Source organism: Kitasatospora sp. NPDC032150 (assembly GCF_055579945.1).
The window spans coordinates 147,689-165,409 of the sequence record NZ_JBVIMH010000016.1; the positions used below are offsets into that span (position 1 = coordinate 147,689).

16 protein-coding genes and 1 pseudogene are annotated in these 17,721 nt (G+C 72.4%); 4 read left to right on the forward strand and 13 right to left on the reverse strand.

The genetic code is table 11. The annotated features are described in order from the left end of the window. Nucleotides 1–114 precede the first annotated feature (114 nt). The 3 genes from ACZ5ON_RS20490 to ACZ5ON_RS20500 form a co-directional block, all read right to left on the reverse strand. Nucleotides 115–510 carry a hypothetical protein gene (locus ACZ5ON_RS20490; protein WP_465594296.1) on the reverse strand — a complete coding sequence of 132 codons (396 nt, stop codon included), beginning with the start codon at nucleotides 508–510 and terminating at the stop codon, nucleotides 115–117. Nucleotides 511–1,016: 506 nt separating this feature from the next. After that, complete coding sequence (locus tag ACZ5ON_RS20495; RefSeq protein WP_465594299.1) at nucleotides 1,017–1,139, reverse strand: hypothetical protein; 123 nt, start codon at nucleotides 1,137–1,139, stop codon at nucleotides 1,017–1,019. Continuing rightward, entirely contained in the window at nucleotides 1,136–1,309 is a 174-nt protein-coding gene (locus ACZ5ON_RS20500) for a hypothetical protein (protein WP_465594302.1), read from the reverse strand. Before ACZ5ON_RS20500 ends, ACZ5ON_RS20495 begins: the two co-directional genes overlap by 4 nt. Before the next feature lie 357 nt (nucleotides 1,310–1,666). Here ACZ5ON_RS20500 and ACZ5ON_RS20505 point away from each other — a divergent pair, with 357 nt between their 5' ends. Further along, nucleotides 1,667–2,725, forward strand: coding sequence for an AfsR/SARP family transcriptional regulator (locus tag ACZ5ON_RS20505; RefSeq protein WP_465594305.1), 1,059 nt, complete (start codon nucleotides 1,667–1,669; stop codon nucleotides 2,723–2,725). A gap of 340 nt (nucleotides 2,726–3,065) precedes the next feature. Here ACZ5ON_RS20505 and ACZ5ON_RS20510 read toward each other — a convergent pair whose 3' ends face one another. From ACZ5ON_RS20510 to ACZ5ON_RS20530, 5 genes are read right to left on the reverse strand one after another with little or no spacing between them, the layout of a single operon-like run. Next, on the reverse strand, nucleotides 3,066–3,842 hold the full coding sequence (locus ACZ5ON_RS20510; RefSeq protein ID WP_465594308.1) for a 3-oxoacyl-ACP reductase: 777 nt from the start codon (nucleotides 3,840–3,842) through the stop codon (nucleotides 3,066–3,068). Then, nucleotides 3,839–5,212, reverse strand: coding sequence for an aldehyde dehydrogenase family protein (locus ACZ5ON_RS20515; protein ID WP_465594311.1), 1,374 nt, complete (start codon nucleotides 5,210–5,212; stop codon nucleotides 3,839–3,841). The genes ACZ5ON_RS20510 and ACZ5ON_RS20515 overlap by 4 nt, the downstream gene beginning before the upstream one ends. Beyond that, the gene (locus tag ACZ5ON_RS20520) at nucleotides 5,209–5,943 is read right to left on the reverse strand and encodes a gamma-glutamyl-gamma-aminobutyrate hydrolase family protein (RefSeq protein ID WP_465594313.1); all 735 of its coding nucleotides are present in this window, start codon (nucleotides 5,941–5,943) and stop codon (nucleotides 5,209–5,211) included. Before ACZ5ON_RS20520 ends, ACZ5ON_RS20515 begins: the two co-directional genes overlap by 4 nt. Next, entirely contained in the window at nucleotides 5,940–7,298 is a 1,359-nt protein-coding gene (locus ACZ5ON_RS20525) for a glutamine synthetase family protein (protein WP_465594316.1), read from the reverse strand. The genes ACZ5ON_RS20520 and ACZ5ON_RS20525 overlap by 4 nt, the downstream gene beginning before the upstream one ends. Then, on the reverse strand, nucleotides 7,295–8,851 hold the full coding sequence (locus ACZ5ON_RS20530) for an amino acid permease (protein WP_465594319.1): 1,557 nt from the start codon (nucleotides 8,849–8,851) through the stop codon (nucleotides 7,295–7,297). Before ACZ5ON_RS20530 ends, ACZ5ON_RS20525 begins: the two co-directional genes overlap by 4 nt. 214 nt (nucleotides 8,852–9,065) lie before the next feature. Here ACZ5ON_RS20530 and ACZ5ON_RS20535 point away from each other — a divergent pair, with 214 nt between their 5' ends. Then, nucleotides 9,066–9,842 (forward strand): FadR/GntR family transcriptional regulator, encoded by a 777-nt coding sequence (locus tag ACZ5ON_RS20535; protein WP_465594322.1) that lies wholly within the window; start codon nucleotides 9,066–9,068, stop codon nucleotides 9,840–9,842. An 11-nt stretch (nucleotides 9,843–9,853) separates the two neighbouring features. On the opposite strand, the gene ACZ5ON_RS20540 is transcribed toward ACZ5ON_RS20535, so the two are convergent. Beyond that, nucleotides 9,854–10,072, reverse strand: a complete 219-nt coding sequence (locus ACZ5ON_RS20540) for a DUF2277 domain-containing protein (RefSeq protein WP_465594325.1) — start codon at nucleotides 10,070–10,072, stop codon at nucleotides 9,854–9,856. Between the two features lie 14 nt (nucleotides 10,073–10,086). Beyond that, nucleotides 10,087–11,358, reverse strand: a complete 1,272-nt coding sequence (locus ACZ5ON_RS20545) for a DUF6777 domain-containing protein (protein WP_465594328.1) — start codon at nucleotides 11,356–11,358, stop codon at nucleotides 10,087–10,089. Nucleotides 11,359–12,217: 859 nt separating this feature from the next. Between ACZ5ON_RS20545 and ACZ5ON_RS20550 the strand changes: the two genes are divergently transcribed. Continuing rightward, nucleotides 12,218–13,441: a streptophobe family protein gene (locus ACZ5ON_RS20550; RefSeq protein ID WP_465594331.1), complete on the forward strand. Its 1,224-nt coding sequence runs from the start codon at nucleotides 12,218–12,220 to the stop codon at nucleotides 13,439–13,441. A gap of 230 nt (nucleotides 13,442–13,671) precedes the next feature. Further along, a pseudogene (locus tag ACZ5ON_RS20555) lies at nucleotides 13,672–13,812 on the forward strand (diaminopimelate decarboxylase); the annotation flags it as partial. A 45-nt stretch (nucleotides 13,813–13,857) separates the two neighbouring features. Here ACZ5ON_RS20555 and ACZ5ON_RS20560 read toward each other — a convergent pair. The 3 genes from ACZ5ON_RS20560 to ACZ5ON_RS20570 are packed head-to-tail and all read right to left on the reverse strand — an operon-like array spanning nucleotide 13,858 to nucleotide 17,700. Then, nucleotides 13,858–14,817, reverse strand: a complete 960-nt coding sequence (locus ACZ5ON_RS20560; protein ID WP_465594334.1) for a serine/threonine-protein kinase — start codon at nucleotides 14,815–14,817, stop codon at nucleotides 13,858–13,860. Nucleotides 14,818–14,826: 9 nt separating this feature from the next. Next, entirely contained in the window at nucleotides 14,827–15,354 is a 528-nt protein-coding gene (locus ACZ5ON_RS20565) for an SH3 domain-containing protein (RefSeq protein ID WP_465594337.1), read from the reverse strand. Between the two features lie 24 nt (nucleotides 15,355–15,378). Beyond that, nucleotides 15,379–17,700: an FHA domain-containing protein gene (locus ACZ5ON_RS20570; RefSeq protein WP_465594340.1), complete on the reverse strand. Its 2,322-nt coding sequence runs from the start codon at nucleotides 17,698–17,700 to the stop codon at nucleotides 15,379–15,381. Nucleotides 17,701–17,721 lie beyond the last annotated feature (21 nt).

The window sequence follows — 17,721 nt, forward strand, 5'->3', positions numbered from 1 at the left end:
TTCCGACTGCCGGGCCGGCCGGCCTTCCGCGCGGGCCCGGAGGGCGGTGTACATGTGCTGGACGAGGCGCGCCGGTCCCAGGAGGAGAACCGGAGCCGGCGCGCCGAAACGACGTCACACAGGGGTGCCGGGAACCAGGGTGAAGCCTGAGCCGCAGGCGGCCGCAAGGTTGGACGCGTCGAACGGCGTGGCGGTGATGTCGCACACGGCCTCGTACACGGCTCCCCTGTCGGTCTGCACGTTGAGGAAGAGCTTGTTGGGGGTGTTCGCATCACTCTCGGTAGCGGACAGGTCGGTGTCGATCACACACTTCGGGGCACCGGGGATGACGTCGACGTCGACCCATGCTCCCGGGTTCCGGCTGTCGTTGAGGAAGGCTTCCCCTCTGCCGTTCGTCGCCAGGCGGAACTCGGTGTTCGAGAAGTCCCCGAAGTCCACGACGCCGGAGCTGAAGTCACGCTCCACCTTGCGGCATCGCCCGTCGCCCCCCTTGCCGCCGTTCTGGTCCACGGAGTGCCCGGACGGGAGCCCGGAAGCGGCGGAGTCGGCTCGACCCGTCGTGTGCACACTGCTCTGGGCGACCGCAGGCGAAGCAAGGACAACCCCGGCGACTACCGCTCCGGTCACCGCGGACAGGCTCCTGAAACCGCATTTCATCAGTGAATCCCTTTCCTACTGGGGGCGTACGATGCCAGCCCGGCGACCGTGTGCCCGACGAGCCACCCCGTCGGTGGTGTCCGCATCTGACCAGCGCCGCCCGTACGGAACGCCACCTCGGAGACGTGGTTCGCCGCACGGCTGCAGGCACGCAACGCGGCAGCGAGCGCGTCCACCTGACACGGCGACGGCTCGGTTTCACCCGCACCACGACCTTCACGTGACAGATTGTAGCCAGAGTATCACTCTTTGAACAAATCCCCGCGCATGGAGTGACGCTCCGTCACCTCGGCGGAGGCCGAAGGAGCCGATCCCTCCGGGGCCTCAGGACTCCGTCGGGAAGTCCGCACCCGGCAGAATCAGGTGAAATCGACCACCGGCGAACCGAGCAGCAGCAGCGCCCGGACGAGCCCGCTGATCCCGGTCAACCGATGGGGGACATCCGGCGGATCGTCGTCCGCGCGCCCCGTGTCGATGCTCATGCCGTCTCCCGATCTTCCCGGGCCGGCAGCTCGTCCCGGCTCGGTGCCGGATCGGCCGTCTCCGCCCTGCCGGCCTTCCGCCTGCGCCTCTCGGCGCCCAGCCAACCCACCAGTGCGATCAACCCGCCCGCGAGGGCGCCAGAGACCAGCTTGTGCAGTAGATCGGTCACCGAAGACTCCACTTCCCGATGGCGGCGCGCGCAGGTGATCACGCGCGCCACGAACACGTCAGGCAGGACGCTAGGAAGTACCGATGAAATCGCCATGAAACGGCGCTGCCGATCAGGGGCCTCGGGGCTTCCTGAATGAGCACTTCGCGCCCCGGCCACCGTCGACGCCGACGGCCAAGGCGGCCCCTGCTCCCTTGATGCATCGGCATCTGCCCAGGTGGGGGACCCTGGCGCGGCCACCGGCCGGATATGGCCGGTCCGTTGGCCTGTTCCCTGGTCGGTGCCCGGACCAGCATCAATGGCCTCGGCCGCACCGCCGATGTCCGAGAATCCAGGCCCGAGAACCAGGGAGCCGTCATGCCGACGACCGCAACCGCCGCCCCACCGACCGCAACCGCGCTCACCGAACGAGAGCGTGACGTGCTGTACGCGATCGGCTGCGGCCTGACGGACGCCGAGATCGCCACCGCCCTTGCCGTCCCCGAACACGCCGTGGCCGGACACCTCGGACGGATCCTCACCACGCTCGGGCTGCGCGACCGGGCAGCCGCCATCGTCCACGCCTTCGACTGCGAACTGGTGACGCCCGGTCATGGTCCGCGCGGGCGCTCGGCGGGGCCGGTACCGCGAATCACCGTCCGCCGGCCGACGGGACCCGTGCCCGAGCCGTGGCTGCGCATCTGCGTGCTCGGCCCGCTGCGCGCCTGGCGCGCCGGGCAGCCCGTGGACCTGGGTCCGGTCCGCCAGCAAGCCGTACTGGCCGCCTTGGCGTTGTGCCCGGACCGGGCGGTCAGCCGGCACGAGCTGTTGGACGGGGTGTGGGGGATGGAACCGCCGATCGGCAACGTCGTACCGGTCTACATCTATCGGCTGCGCAAGATCCTCTGCACCGGGGACCGCCCGGACTGGGTGATCAGGCGCGATCAGTGCGGCTACCGACTCGTCGGCGGCGCGGTCGAGGTGGACGTGGCCCGCATGGAGGAACTCGTCACCGCGGCCGGAACGGCCGAGCGGGCCGGCGACCTGGCCGAGGCGGTACGCGCCTGCTCCCGCGCGCTGGACCTCTTCCGCGGCGAGCCCCTGGCCGGCCTGCCCGGGCCGCTCGCCGAACTGGAGCGGCTGCGGCTCACCGAACGCAGGATCACCCTGGTGCAGCGGAAGGCGGGATGGCAGCTGCGGCTGGGCCGGAGCACCGAGGCGATCGCCGAACTGTCCGCACTGGCCGCGGCGCAGCCACTCAACGAACCGGTCGCGGCACTGTTGATGCGCGCCCTGCACCACAGCGGACAGCAAGCCGAAGCACTGGCCGTCTTCGACCGCACCCGTCGCCGACTGGGCGACGACCTGGGAGTGCTCCCAAGCGAGATGCTGCGGCAGGCGCGCCGGACGCTGCTGCGCGGGGACTGCCGGTCGTGACATGACCGCCCGGACTCCACGCAATCGAGAGGACGAACCGCTATCGGCCTCCGCGGCCTTGCCGCGCCGGCGGGCACGGGACGTCGAGCGTGGGACTGCAGGTGACAGGCATGGGGCCTCCGGCCTCTCTCCTCGCAGCTGACCTGACGTCTTCCGTTGACTTCCTACCCGGAACCCGAGGCCGAGAAGGAGGCACGCTCGAACTCTCGCTGACGCTTCGCGTGTTGAGGTTCCAGCCGACCCGGCCGGGCCTGCCCGGAGTGACGGAGCCCGTCAGACCGCCGGCCGCTCCCGCGAGGCCGCGGCGGGCGGAGGGTCCTCGCGGGAGCAGCCGGGCCGGTCACTGCGGGGTGACGTAGGCCCCCGAGATGCCGCCGTCCACCAGGAAGGTGTTGGCGGTCATGAAGGAGGAGTCGTCGCTGGCCAGGAAGGCGACGGCGGCGGCGATCTCCTCGGGCTCGGCGAAGCGGCCGAGCGGGATGTGGACCAGGCGGCGGGCGGCCCGCTCCGGGTCCTTGGCGAAGAGCTCCTGGAGCAGCGGGGTGTTGACCGGTCCGGGGCACAGGGCGTTGACCCGGATGCCCTCGCGGGCGAACTGGACGCCCAACTCCCGTGACATGGACAGCACTCCGCCCTTGGAGGCGCTGTAGGAGATCTGCGAGGTCGCCGCGCCCATCACCGCGACGAAGGAGGCGGTGTTGATGATCGAGCCCTTGCCCTGGCGCTGCATGTGGCCGATGGCGTACTTGCAGCACAGGTACACGCTGGTCAGGTTGACGTCCTGGACCCGCTTCCAGGCCTCCAGGCCGGTGGTGAGGATCGAGTCGTCGTCCGGCGGCGAGATGCCCGCGTTGTTGAAGGCGATGTCCAGGCTGCCGTACTCGCGCACGGCCCGCTCGTACATCTCCCGGACGGCGTCCTCGTCGGTGACGTCGGCCTGGATGAACAGGCCGTCCACCTCGGCGGCGGCCTTCTGCCCGGTGTCCTCGTTCATGTCGACGCAGACCACCTTGGCGCCCTCGGCGGCGAACCGCTTGGCGGTGGCCAGTCCGATGCCGCTGCCTGCGCCGGTGATGACGGCCACCCGGCCGGTCAGTCGCTGGGTCACGCTGTTCACTCCTCCGTCGAGATGAAGACGTTCTTGGTTTCCGTGAAGGCGAGTACCGCGTCGGGCCCGAGCTCGCGGCCGAGTCCCGACTGCTTGAAGCCGCCGAAGGGGGTCGAATACCGCACCGAGGAGTGGGAGTTGACGGAGAGGTTCCCTGCCTCCACGCCCCGGGCGACCCGCAGGGCCCGGCCCACGTCCCTGGTCCAGATGGAGCCGGAGAGTCCGTAGTGCGTCCGGTTGGCGATCCGCAGCGCGTCCTGTTCGTCGCGGAACGGCACCACGGCGACCACCGGGCCGAAGATCTCCTCGGTGAAGGCGGGCGAGTCCTGGTCCACGGGGGCGAGCACGGTCGGCGGGAACCAGAAGCCCGGGCCGTCGGGCGCCAGGCCCTGCACCGCGACCGGTGCGCCCTCGGGGACGTAGGAGGCGACCCGCTCCCGCTGGGCGGCGGAGATCAGCGGGCCCATCTCGGTCTTCTCGTCGTGCGGGTCGCCGACCCGCACTCCCAGTACCGCCGGTTCGAGCAGCGCCATGAACTCGTCGAGGACGGACTCCTGGACCAGGATGCGCGATCGGGCGCAGCAGTCCTGCCCGGCGTTGTCGAAGACCGCGTACGGCGCGGTGGCGGCGGCCCTGGCCAGGTCCGCGTCGGCGAACACGATGTTGGCGCTCTTGCCGCCCAGCTCCAGGGTGACCGGCTTCACCTGTTCGGCGCATCCGGCGGCCACCGCCTTGCCGACCCTGGTCGAGCCGGTGAAGACCACCTTGCGGACGTCGGGGTGGGTGACGAAGCGGTGTCCGACCACCGGGCCGCGTCCGGGCAGGACCTGGAGCACTCCCTCGGGCAGGCCCGCGATCCTGGCCAGTTCGGCGAGCCGCAGCGCGGTCAGCGGGGTGAGTTCGGCGGGTTTGAGGACGACCGTGTTGCCGGCCGCCAGGGCCGGTGCGAAGCCCCAGGCGGCGATGGGCATGGGGAAGTTCCACGGGACGATGACGCCGACCACGCCGAGCGGTTCCTGGAAGGTGACGTCGATGCCGCCGGCGACCGGGATCTGTCGGCCGAAGAGCCGTTCCGGGGTGGCCGCGTAGTACTCGATGACGTCCCGGGCGTTGCCGGCCTCCCAGCGGGCGTTGCCCACCGTGTGGCCAGCGTTGGCGACCTCCAGTCGGGCCAGGTTCTCCAGGTCCGCGTCGACGGCGGCCGCGAAGGCGCGCAGCAGCCGGGCGCGGTCGGCCGGGCTGACGTGCCGCCAGGTCTCGAAGGCGGCGCCGGCCCGGGCGATCGCGGCGTCGGTCTCGGCGAGGGTGGCCATGGCGACGGTCTCGATCACCTCTTCGGTGGCCGGGTTGACCACCTGGAAGAGGTCGGGTTCGGTCATGCGGAGGTCTCCTTGCGGCTGCTGGTCTGGACGAGGGCTTCGAAGAGCCGGAGGTCGGCCGGGTCGGCCTCGGGGTGCCACTGCACGCCGAGCACGAAACGGCGGTCGGGGCGTTCCAGGGCCTCGATGCTGCGGTCCTGGCTCCAGGCGGTGGCCCGGAGCCCGTCGCCGAGGCGTCCGACGGCCTGGTGGTGGTAGCAGGGGACCTTGGCGGTGGGGCCGAGGATCCGTCCGAGCCGGCTGCCGGCCTGGATGGTCACCGCCTGCTGGTGGTAGGTGGCGGGGGCGATCCGGTGCCCCTCGTCGCCGAGCTGCTCGGGCAGGTGCTGGATCAGGTCGCCGCCGTGGGCCACGTTGAGCACCTGCAGTCCGCGGCAGACCCCGAGGACGGGCAGGTCGCGCTCCAGGGCTCCGGTGAGCAGGGCCCACTCCCAGGCGTCGCGCAGCTCGTGCGGCGGGTCGGTGCTCGGATGCGGTTCGGCTCCGTAGCGCGCCGGGTCGACGTCCGGGCCGCCGGCCAGCAGCAGTCCGTCGATCCGGTCCAGCAGGCCGGCCGCGCCGTCGCTCTGCGCAGGCAGCAGGACGGCCGTTCCGCCGGCCCGGGTGACGGCGTCCACGTAGAGTTGCGGGATCAGTGCGGCGCGCTGCCGCCAGACGCCCCAGGCGGCCTCGCTGAGGTAGCCGGTGATCCCGATCAGGGGCCGGCTTCCGCCGGCGGTCGGGGCCGTCACAGTCGCTCGAATCCGCGGCGCCGCTCCCAGTCGGTCACCGCTGCGTCGAAGGCGGCCAGTTCGACCCGGCCGGCGTGGGTGTAGTGGCGGACGACGTCCTTGCCGAAGGCGAGAGCGGCCGCCTCGCTCCGCTCGAAGGCGGCGACGGCGTCGCGCAGTGTGGCCGGGACGCGCGGAGCGTCGGAGGCGTACGCGTTGCCGGTGAACTCCGGTTCCAGCTCCAGCTGTTGCTCGATCCCGTGCAGGCCGGCGGCGATCAGCGCGGCTACCGCGAGGTAGGGGTTGACGTCGCCGCCGGGTACCCGGTTCTCGAAGCGCAGCGAAGGTCCGTGGCCGACGACCCGCAGGGCGCAACTGCGGTTGTCGCGTCCCCAGGCGATGGCGGTGGGCGCGAAGCTGCCCGCCACGTAGCGCTTGTAGGAGTTCACCGTCGGGGCGAGCAGCAGGGCGAACTCGCCCAGGCAGGCGAGCTGGCCGGCCAGGAAGTGCTGCATCACCTTGGAGAAGCCGTTCGGACCGTCCCCGGGCATCACCGGTACGCCGTGCTCGTCGCGCAGGCTGAGGTGGATGTGGCAGGAGTTGCCCTCGCGCTCGTTGTACTTGGCCATGAAGGTGAGGCTGTAGTCTTCCTGCCCGGCGATCTCCTTGGCGCCGGTCTTGTAGACGGCGTGGTCGTCGCAGGTGGTCAGCGCGTCGGCGTACTTGAAGGCGATCTCGTGCTGGCCGAGGTTGCACTCGCCCTTGGCCGACTCGACGGTGAGTCCGGCGCCGGCCATCTCGTTGCGCAGGCGGCGAAGCAGCGGTTCGATCTTCGCGGTGCCGAGGATGGAGTAGTCGACGTTGTACTGGTTGGCCGGGGTGAGCTGCCGGTAGTCCTTGTGCCAGGCTTCCTCGTAGCTGTCCCGGAACACGATGAACTCCAACTCCGTTCCCACGTGCGCCCTCCAGCCGTAGCCGGCGAGCCGGTCCAGCTGGCGGCGCAGCACCTGCCGGGGTGAGACGGGGACGGGGCTGCCGTCGTGGTCCAGCACGTCGCACTGGACCATGGCGGTGGCGGGGTGCCAGGGCACCATGCGCAGGGTGGTGAGGTCGGGCTTGAGGACGAAGTCGCCGTAGCCGGTCTCCCAGGAGGAGTTCTCGTAGCCCTCCACGGTGTTCATGTCGACGTCCACGGCGAGCAGGTAGCCACAGCCCTCGGCGGCGTTCGGGAGGACGTCTCCGAGGAAGTACTCGGCCGCGATCCGCTTGCCCTGGAGGCGGCCCTGCATGTCGGTCATGGCGAGGACGACGGTGTCCACCTCGCCGGCCGCGACGAGAGTGCGCAGTCGGTCGAGGGTGAGTCGGGTGCCGCTCATCGGGTCTCCAATTCGCTTGTCCGCCGGCCGGGTTCGGTCGGGTCCGGCTGCACCTTGGGGCCGGTGAACCAGTGCCGGGCCGAGACCAGCCACCAGATCCCGGCCGAACCGAGCACCACGGCGACCGCGACGGGGGTGTAGTTGAAGCTGGTGGCGGTGATCGGGCGGACGGTGGGCAGCATGAACAGCACGGTGATCAGCGCCGTCCAGCCGACCGCCAGGGTACCGACGGGCCTGCTCCAGCGGCCCAGGTGCCAGGGTCCGCGTTCGAAGGCGTCACCCTGACGGAGTCTCAGGTAGACCGGGATGACGTACGCGATGTACAGGCCGATGACGGAGATCGAGGTGACGGCGGCGAAGGCGGTGGCGTTCCACAGGTCCTGGGCGCCGAGCAGGAAGGCGCCGCCGGTGGCGAGCCAGACCGCGTTGGTGGGGGTCTGGGTGCGCGGGTCGATCCGGTGCCAGATCCGCGATCCGGGCAGTGCCCCGTCCCGCGAGAAGGCGTAGATCATGCGGGAGTTGGCGGTCACCGAGGCCATCCCGCAGAAGAACTGGGCGCCGATGACGATCAGCAGGAGCAGCTTGGCGCCGCTCGCGCCGAGCGCGTCCAGGAAGATCTGCGCGGGCGGCACTCCGGTGGAGCTGTTGACGGCACCGTCGTAGTCGCGGATCGCGAAGGTGACGCCGAGCAGCAGGATCCAGCCCGCGACCAGCGACACCACAACGGAGTTGACGATCCCCCTGGGACCGGACCGGGCGGCGTCGTGGGTCTCCTCGGTCATGTGGGCGGAGGCGTCGTAGCCGGTGAGGGTGTACTGGGCGAGCAGCAGGCCGAGCAGGGAGACGTAGAGCGGGTTGTGGAAGCCGGTCTCGTCGACGAACCGGGTGAACACGAAGGAGGCGGAGGCGTGGTGTGCCGGTATGACGACCAGTGCGCCCACGATGATCAGGACGCCGAAGACGTGCCACCAGACGCTGACGTTGTTCAGCACGGCGACCAGCCGGACGCCCCGGGTGTTCAGCAGCCCGTGCAGCAGCAGGATCGCCGCGAAGATCAGTACGGTGTGGGCGGGGGTGGAGGCGTAAGCCCACTGGAGTTCGAGGAAGGCGTTGGCGAAGGCGGCGGCGCCGAAGTCGACGCTCGCGGTGACGGCGATGCCACCCATGAAGTTGCACCAGCCGGTCACCCAGGACCAGGCAGGGGCCCGGGAGGGTGCCAGCTTGGCGGCCCAGAAGTACAGGCCGCCGGCGGTCGGGAAGCTGGAGCAGATCTCGGCCATGGCGAGCGCGACGCACAGCGTCATCAGCCCGACCACCGGCCAGCCCCAGGTGATCAGCACCGGGCCGCCGGTGGTCATGCCGAAGCCGTAGAGGGTCAGGCAGCCGGAGAGGATGGACACGATCGAGAACGAGACGGCGAAGTTCGAGAAGGCCGACATCGAGCGGGCCAATTCCTGGGTGTAGCCGAGCTCTCTGAGCCGTCGCTCGTCCGCCGACAGGGCTTTGTCGGCGAGGTCCGGCGGCGGGTGTGGTGAATGGCGGTCGGAGGACATGCGCACCCCTGGGGGTTCGGTGGGGGAATCCGAAACGTGCGCCCACAACGCTGTGGCCGTCAATGGCCCGGAAACAGACCTTTGACGTACAGCGCATGCTTCACCCAGCGCCGCCACCGCGTCAAGAGGACGTGCTGAGAAGGGCGTTGACACGCCCCTGAGGGGCCTCACCCGGAACCGCACCCCGATACGAACGCCTGGGTACCATGCCCACGTGGAGCAGGCAGACAGAGGCGGGATACCCACCGACCGGCCCGGCGGCGACTGGCCCGGCGGCGACTGGCAGAGCGGCGCGATCTTCCGGCCGGTCCGGACCGGCAACGCGTTCGAGGAGACGGTCCAGCGGCTGCTGGAGGCCATCAAGCTGGGCGTGTTCGAGTACGGCGACCGCCTGCCACCCGAGCGCGAACTGGCCGCCCGGCTCAACATCAGCCGCGAGACCCTGCGCGAGGCGATCCGCTCACTTCAGGAGGCGGACTGCGTGGAGTCCCGCCGCGGCCGCTACGGCGGCACCTTCGTCACCTACCGCCAGCCTCCGCCCGACCTCGGCGAACTCCGGCGCGCGGTACGCCACATGGGCGCCGAACTCGAGGACGCGCTGACCTACCGGATGGTCTTGGAGGCCGGCGCCGCCGAGCAGGCCGCTCGAAGGATCCTGACGGAGAGTCAGATTGATCATTTCCGCGGCAGGCTGGCCGACTTGGAGCAGGCGACCCCCGAGGCGTACCGCCAGTTCGACTCCCGCTTCCACCTGGCGATCGCCGAACTCACCGGCTCCCCCTCGCTGGTCGCTGGCGTCGCCGAGATCCGGATGCGCCTCAACGACCTGCTCAACGCCATCCCGATCCTGGACCGGAATATCGACAACGCCTTCGAGCAGCACCGGGCGATGGCCGAGGCGATCCTGGCCGGCGACGTGGAACGGGCCCGCCGGGCGACCGAGGAGCACCTGGCCGCGACGGCAGCGCTACTCCGGGGCTTCCTCGGCTGACGCGGCGGGGCTCAGCCGGTGTGCGCCCCGCGGACCACCAGGTCGTCCAGCAGTTCCCTGGTGGCCTCGGCCACCGCGGCGACCGCCCGGTCGAACACCTCCCGGTTGTGCGCGGCGGGCTCCCGGAACCCGGACACCTTCCGCACGTACTGCAACGCGGCCGCGTCGATGTCGTCCTGGGTGACCTCGGGCATCACCGGAGGCCGCAGGGTCTTGATGCTCCGGCACATGCCCCCAGTCTCCCTCAGACCGCCCCGGGGTTCGAGGACACTCCGCCGGACCCGGCCGGGGCGTTGGGCAGCGAGATCGACGGCAGCTCGGGGGTCGAGTGCTCGGCCGAGGCCGCGGAGGAGGAAGCCGCGCTCGTCTGGGCGCTCTGGCCCGCGGGCGGGCTCGTACCCGGGGGCGAACCCGTGGCCGCGGGAGGACTCGTGGTCGGCGGTGGACTCGTAGCCGGGGACGCGGGCGGGCTCGGGGGCGGCGTCGTACTCGGCGGGGGCGTCGTACTCGGCGGGGGTGTCGCACTCGGCGGGGGTGTCGAGGAGTGGCCGGTGCTCGGGGGCGCGGTCGGGGCGGGGCTCGTGCCCGGCGAGGGCCTGGCGCCGCCCGTCGCGCTCTGACCGGTCGCACCGGTCGCCGGTCCCGTACCTCCGCCCGCGCTCGGGCTCGCGCCGGGGCTCGGGTGTGCCGTGGTGCCCCGGCCCGGGCTCGCGGGGGCGCTCGGGTGCGAGGGATGCGCGGTGGCCGAGCCGGGGACGTGACTGCCGCCCGCCGGACCGGAGGGGGTGGTGGACGCGACGGGGCCCACGGGCTTCGCGAACGACGCGCCGCTGGACGGGTCCACCACCACCAAGCGCGGTAGCGGACTCGCCGCGGGGAGCACGGCCACGACCGTCTGGGGGTGGAACGACGGCCAGGGTGTGCCGAGGTAGCCGGGCTTCGCGGTCAGGGCGGGCGGCAGCAGCGGATTGCCGCAGGCGCACCGCACCCGGGGCACCCCGTGCGCGTCGACCAGCACCGCGGTGCCCGCCTGCAGAACGGACTGGAACGCGGTCGCCGTGCCGTTGCTGAAGCCGTGGTTGGTGACCCGGGTGTCGGCCCGCAGCACGACCGGCGTCAGCGTCCTCAGATACGGACCGATCGCCTCCGGCGCGATGCCCTCGACCCCGGCCCAGGAACGGGACTTGGCCGGGTCCGCGGCGAGCAGGCCCTCCAGCTTGGGCACGTCACAGCTCTCGGTACCGGCGCTGCCGCCGTAGAGCCCGGCCTGGCCGCCCTCGACCGAGAGACCGGCGCCGGCGCCGGCGCCGGCACTCACGGAGGCGGTGACCGTCGGGGAACTGGCGGCGCCCGACGGCGCGGCGGCCTGGATCGCCACCGAGTCCGTGAACGGGTCCGGGCCCGCGTCCGACACCGGTTGCAGCACCACCTGCGAAGGGGTGGGCCGCCCGCCGGTGGAGTGGTTGGTCAACGCGAAGGTCACCACCCCGGCGGCCACCGCCACCGCAGCCGTCACCAGCGCGATGGTCCGTCCCCGGCGCCAGGCCGGCACGGGCCCGCGCGGCCGGCCGGGACCACCGGGGAAGCCGGCCGGCTGACGCGGACCCCCGGGTGGCCCCGGCGGCGGTCCCGTGAACTCCGCTCCGCCCGTCGGAGCCGCCGCCGCGCTCTCGGTGTCCGCCTGTCCGCCCCCGGCTCCCGAGAGCGGACCAGCCGGCGGCCCCGCGGGGGGTTCGGCCCCGCTCTCCGACCCCGGCCCCGGCTCGGTCCCGCGCGACGGACCGAACGGGCCCACCCATGTCGGCTCGTGGGGCTCGCCCGGACCGCTCTCCGACGATCCGCCAGCTCCAGGCCCCGGCCCGCCGTAGCGGGGCTCGTCGGCCGAGGACCGGGTCGGCGGGCCGGCGGACGATCCGTCCGGCCGTTCTCCGCTTCGCCGGTCGAGGCGGTCACTTCCTTGGTAGGGACGGTCGTCCCGCCGGCCGGGTCCGTCGTCAGGACCGTCGCCGGAACCGTCCGGGGTTGGCGGCACAGAAGTCACGCGAAGTCCTCCAGGGCTGGTCTCCCCCGCCTCGCCTCCCTCGTCCGCCCCCGGGTCTCATTCTCTGCTGGCCCCCTCGGCACCCCGCAACCGCTGGCCGACCGCGCCCGGATCACTCACCAGGAGCCGGACGAGCGCTCGCCGACGCCCGCCCGCTGGCCCAAGCTGGAAGCAGACCCACCCCGGGAGACATCCCCCGTCGGGAGGCAGCGTGCACCCAAGCGACCCGGCCCCGAACGACGTACCGCCGCGTGACAGCACACCCGCGCACCACGTGCCACCGCGTCACGCACCGCCACGGCTGCCCGGCCGACCCGGAAGCCCGGCACTCCGCATGCTCGGGCTCTGGGCCGACGCGCTGGCCGCCGCGGTGGCGCCGCTCGTGGTAATGGTCGTGGTCGCGGCACTGGGGTTGTGGGCCGCAGGGGCGAACGCGCTGCCCGAGGGCGCCTTCCCCGCGGTGCTCGCCGCCACCGTGCTGCTGGCCGTCGGAGTCCCGCTCGACCTCACCGGCAACGCCGCCTTCGTCGCCGAGGCCCAGGGCGGGATCACCGGCCTGCCGCTGTCGGTGACCCTCGCCGGGGCGCTGGTGGCGGGTGCCGTCTTCCTCCGGCCACTGCGGCACCGGGCCCTGGTCGGGCCCGCCGAACTGGCCGGGCGCGCCGCCCGTACGGCGGTGCTCTGGCTGGCGCTGCTGCTCCTGGTCCGGCAGTACGCCCAGCACACCTTCACCGTCCCGACCGGCGACTCGCTGCTCGACCAGCTGGGCAGCATCTTCGGCGGCGCGCCCACCGTGGGCTTCCGGGCCTCGCCGGGCGCGACCCTCGGCGTCGGGCTGGCCTGGCTCTGCGGGGTCCTGCTGCTGGCCTTCCTGATCTCCCGGCGTGCACCGCTACCCACACACCTGCTACGCATGCACACCACCATCCGGCCCGCCGGGCACGCCGTGCTGAGCCTGCTGACGGCGTACGTGCTGGTGGGCCTGGTCACCGGTCTGGTCTCCGCCGCCACCGGCGGCCACCCCCGGGACACCTTCGCGGTCCTGCTGCTCGCACTCCCCAACCTCGCCTGGATCGCGCTGGGCGTCGGCATCGGCGGATCCTGGCACGGCCACTCGGCGGGCACCATCGGCCTGCCCGTCCCGGAACCGCTCGCCTCGGTGCTCCAGGCGTCCCGGAGCCGGGACGTCACCCTCGACCTCTCCTCGCTCGCCCAGCAGGACGGCCGCAGCTGGCTGCTTCTCGCGCTCGCGGTGGTCCTGGTCCTGCTCACCGGTCTCGGCGCGGCGCTGCACTCCCCCGAGCGTCCCCCGCTCTGGCGGTGCACGCTGAACCTGGCCGTCGCCCTGGCCCTCGCGATGCTGGCGATCGGACTGCTCACCACCGTCTCCGCCGAGCTCGGCCTCTCCCTGCTCGGTCTGCACAGCGGCGCCGGCAGTCTCCATCTCAGCCCCGACCTGGCGCGTACCGTGGTGCTCGGCGCCCTGTGGGGCGCGGCCGCCGGCCTGCTCGGCGGTCTGCTGGCGCGAAGGGCACCCCGCCGGCTCCAGCGCTCCTGAACCCGCTGCCCGTCGCCCCCGGCGCACCGGAACCCGGTCCCCCGCCTCTGATTGCGCTGCCCTGTCGGGGCCCCGAACGCTGTCAGGGTGTCGTCAAGGCGGGCGTACCCCGCGTAGGCCGTGCGTCAAGGCCCGGTGCCGACCGGCTGCGCCGGGCATCCACTGGAACGGGCGGGTCGGAGCCGCCGGCTGCATCGCGGTCCGGGCCGCCGTGAGCCCGCAGCCGCGTCGGTGCCTACCGGCTCTCGATGGCCTCCGGCTACAACCTGGTCGGCCGCCCGGCGGTGGCCGCGGTCAGCGACGGGCGGGCCCGGCTGCTGATCCGCCGGGAGACCGTCGAGGACTTCCAGGCCCGCGAGGTGGGCCGCTGAACGCGACCGGACGCCCGAAGGAGCCGGGTGCGCCACGGCTCGCGATCACGGCGGAGGGCCGAAGACCGGCCTGGCCCAGGCGGGTGGCAGCGGGACGGGCTCGGGCTCGGGCAGGGTGGTGATGACCGGGACCGTGGCCCGGTCCCCCCTCTCGGCGGCCGCCCGAAGCGCCGCCACGAATCCCAGACAGCTGTCGTAGCGCTCCTCGGGTGTCTTGGCGAGGGCCCTCGCGAGTACCGGGTCCAGCTCACGGGGCAGGTCGGGCCGCTGCGAGGTGAGCAGGGGCGCGGGATCGTGCAGGTGCGCCCAGAGCAGCGCCAGGTCGTCGTCGCGCCGGAACGGCGGCGCGCCGGTCAGCGCCTCGAAGACCACGCAGCCCAGGCTGTAGAGGTCGCAGCGCCCGTCCACCGGACGGCCGCTGATCTGCTCGGGGGCGACGTAGTCGAGGGTGCCGACGAACTGGCCGACAGCGGTCAGCCCGCTGAGCGAGAGCGACTTCTTGGTGAGGCCGAAGTCGGTCAGGTAGGCGTGTTCGGGCCGTTCGGCGTCGGGCCCTTCGGCTATCAGGATGTTGCCGGGTTTGACGTCGCGATGGACCAGGTCGTGGGCGTGCGCGGCGTCCAGCGCGGAGGCGATCTGGGCCGTGATCCGGGCCGTCTGCGGGACGGAGAGCCGGCCCTGGCGGTCCAGCAGGGCGCGCAGGTCGCGGCCGGCCACGTAGCGCATGGCGATGTAGAGCACGCCGTTCGCCTCGCCCGCCTCGTAGACGGGGACGATGTGCGGGTGGTCGATGGCGGCGGCGGCCCGTGACTCCCGGGCGAATCGCTGCCGGAAGACGTCGTTGCGGGCCAGTTCGGGGGCGAGCAGCTTGATCGCGACCGTGCGGCCGAGCCGCAGGTCCTCCGCCTGGTAGACCACCGCCATGCCGCCCCGGCCGATCCGCCGGCCAAGCCGGTACCCGGCGAGCCGGTGCCCGGTCAGGTCCTCGTACGCGGCGGTGCTCACCGGCTCCCCCTATCCCCGGGATGGCGGCTCGACCACGGCGTAGGTCTGCAGCCGGATGCCGTCGCAGTAGTACCAGCGGCCGTCGTCGAGGTCGAGCAGCCAGGCTGACGGGCCGTCGATCACCACGCCGATCCGCAGCTCGCCGGACCGACGGCGGAAGGTGTCCAGGTCGAGTTCGCCGGCGGCGAGCCGCTCCACCAGCTCGCGGTAGGCGGCGAGCGAGCGGGCCAGTGCGTCGAGCAGCGGCCGGGGGTCCCCGGTGGTGCCGAGCGGGCGGCCGGTTCCCGGTGGGCGGTGCGGGAGGGTGACCAGCAGCCGGCCGTCCACCCAGGCGCTCCAGCCGTTGGCGCAGACGATCCGGGCCCAGTCGCCGCTGGTGTCGGCGAGGCGGACGGGGAGCAGCGGGTCAAGCCGGACGCTGGGCCTCGAGGTGTCGGGCCCGGCCCAGGTCGGCAGCCCGTCCTCGGGGACGACGTGGGTGGGCCTGAACCGGTGTGCGTCGTGGTCCGGACCGGTGCGGTGGTACGTGGTGCTCATCGGCGCCTCCTGTGGGCCGTCCGGCTAGCGCCGCATGATCGCGGGTTCCTGCCGCCGCAGCAGGCGCCCGACCAGGAGGCCGAAGACCAGCGAGAGCACCAGCAGCATTCCCAGGTCGAGCAGCCAGGTGCCCGGGCTGTGGGCGAAGAGCGGGTCGGCGGTGAGGGTGCCGGGGACGAACCGGTGCATGTCGACGGTGGCGGACATGGCGGCGAACGCCCAGCGGGAGGGCACCAGCCAGGAGAGCTGGTTGAGCACGGGGACGGTGTGCAGCTCGAGCAGTGCGCCGCAGAAGACCACCTGGACGATGGCGACCAGCACCAGCAGCGGCATGGTCACCTCCTCCCGGCGGACCAGGGCGGAGATCACCAGGCCGAGCATCATGGCGGTGAAGGAGAGCAGCGCGGCAGCGATGGTGATCTCGGCGAGCGGTGGCAGCAGGACGCCGCTGCCGCCCTGTGGGCGCACCCGTACCCCGGCCAGGGCGACCAGGGTGAGCACCACGGACTGGACCACGCTGACGGTGCCGAGCACCGCGATCTTCGAACAGATGTAGGCCGATCTGGACAGGCCGACGGCGCGTTCGCGCTGGTAGATGGCGCGTTCCTTGACGAGTTCGCGCACCGCGTTGGCCGCTCCGGTGAGCACCGCGCCGACGCAGAGGATCAGCAGGGCGCTGGTGGCGGTGGCCGGGGTGAGCCGGCTGCCCGCCAGGGCGCGGGTCATGGCGCCCATCACGAACGGCAGCGCGATCATGACGGCCAGGAAGGTCCGGTCGGTGGACAGGGCCGCGCCGTAGCGGCGGACCAGGGTGCCGAGCTGGGAGCGCCAGCCCTGCGGCGGCGGGGGCGCCGCCATCGACCCGGGGTGCGGCTCCGCCTTGCGCGGCCGGTTCATCGCGGCGGCGATGTAGCGGCGGTAGGCGCTGGATTCACGGTACTGGCCGGCCCAGTCACGGTCGGCCTCGGCCTCGAACGCCTCGAACGCCTCGGGCCAGTGCTGGTGGCCGAGGAAGTCCAGGGCCTCGGCGGGCGGGCCGTAGTAGGCGATCCGCCCGCCGGGGGCGAGCAGCAGCAGCCGGTCGCAGAGGTCCAGGCTGAGCACACTGTGGGTGACCACGATCACGGTGCGGCCGTCGTCGGCGAGCTCGCGCAGCATCTGCATCACGGAGCGGTCCATACCGGGGTCGAGGCCCGAGGTGGGCTCGTCCAGAAAGAGCAGCGAGGGCTTGGTGAGCAGTTCCAGGGCGACGCTGACCCGCTTGCGCTGGCCGCCGGAGAGGCTGGCGATCACCTGGTCGGCCCGTTCGCCCAGGCCCAGTTCGGCGATCACCTTCTCGATCCGGGCCTCGCGCTCGGCGGGGTCGGTGTCGCCGGGGAAGCGCAGCTCGGCGGCGTAGCCCAGGGCGCGCCGCACGGTGAGCTGGGTGTGCAGGATGTCGTCCTGCGGGACCAGGCCGATCCGGCTGCGCAGTTCGGCGTAGTCGTGGTAGAGGTCCCGGCCGTCGTAGCGGACGGTGCCGCAGTCGGCCGGGCGCAGCCCGGTGAGCGCGTTCAGCAGGGTGGACTTGCCGGAACCGCTGGGTCCGGCGACGGCCAACAGGCAGTCCTGGCCGACCGGGAAGCTGATGTGGTCGAGCAGCTGCCGGTCGCCGGCGACGGTGACCACCAGGTCCTCCACGTTGAGGTCGATGTCGCCGGTGTCGACGAACTCCTGGAGCTCGTCGCCGACCAGACAGAGCATCGCGTGGCCGATGCCGATCAGGTCGCCGGACCCGACCTCGGCCCGGTGGACCGGCACGCCGTTGAGGTAGGTGCCGTTGTGGCTGTCGAGGTCGACGATCTCGTACCGGCCGTCGGGGGTGGCGTGCAGTTCGGCGTGGTGGCGGGAGACCGAGAGGTCCGGGACGACCAGGTCGTTGTCGCTCTCCCGCCCGATCCGGACGATCCGGACGGGCAGCTGCCGTACGACGGTGGGGGGTCGGGTGGAGCCGGTGATGGTGGAGAGTCCGGAGACAGCCGGGGCGGGCACGGCCCGCAGGACGGCCGTCGGTCCGTCCTCGGGGTTGCCGAAGCGCAGCGTGGTACCGGGCCCGACGTCGAGATGCCGGACCCGGCGGCCGTCGGTGAAGGTGCCGTTGGTGCTGTCGGTGTCGTCGAGCGTCCAGTGGCCGTCATCGGTGTGGATCACCGCATGGTGCCAGGAGACCCTGGGGTCGTCGAGGACGATCTCTCCGGCGGGGTCGCGCCCGACGTGGTACTCGCGGCTCGGGCTGATCACCTGCCAGTCGTCTGCGGTCTCCAGGACCAGCTGCGGCGCCGTGGACGCGACGGGTCGCTGTCCCATGCTCCCGATGCTAGACCTCCG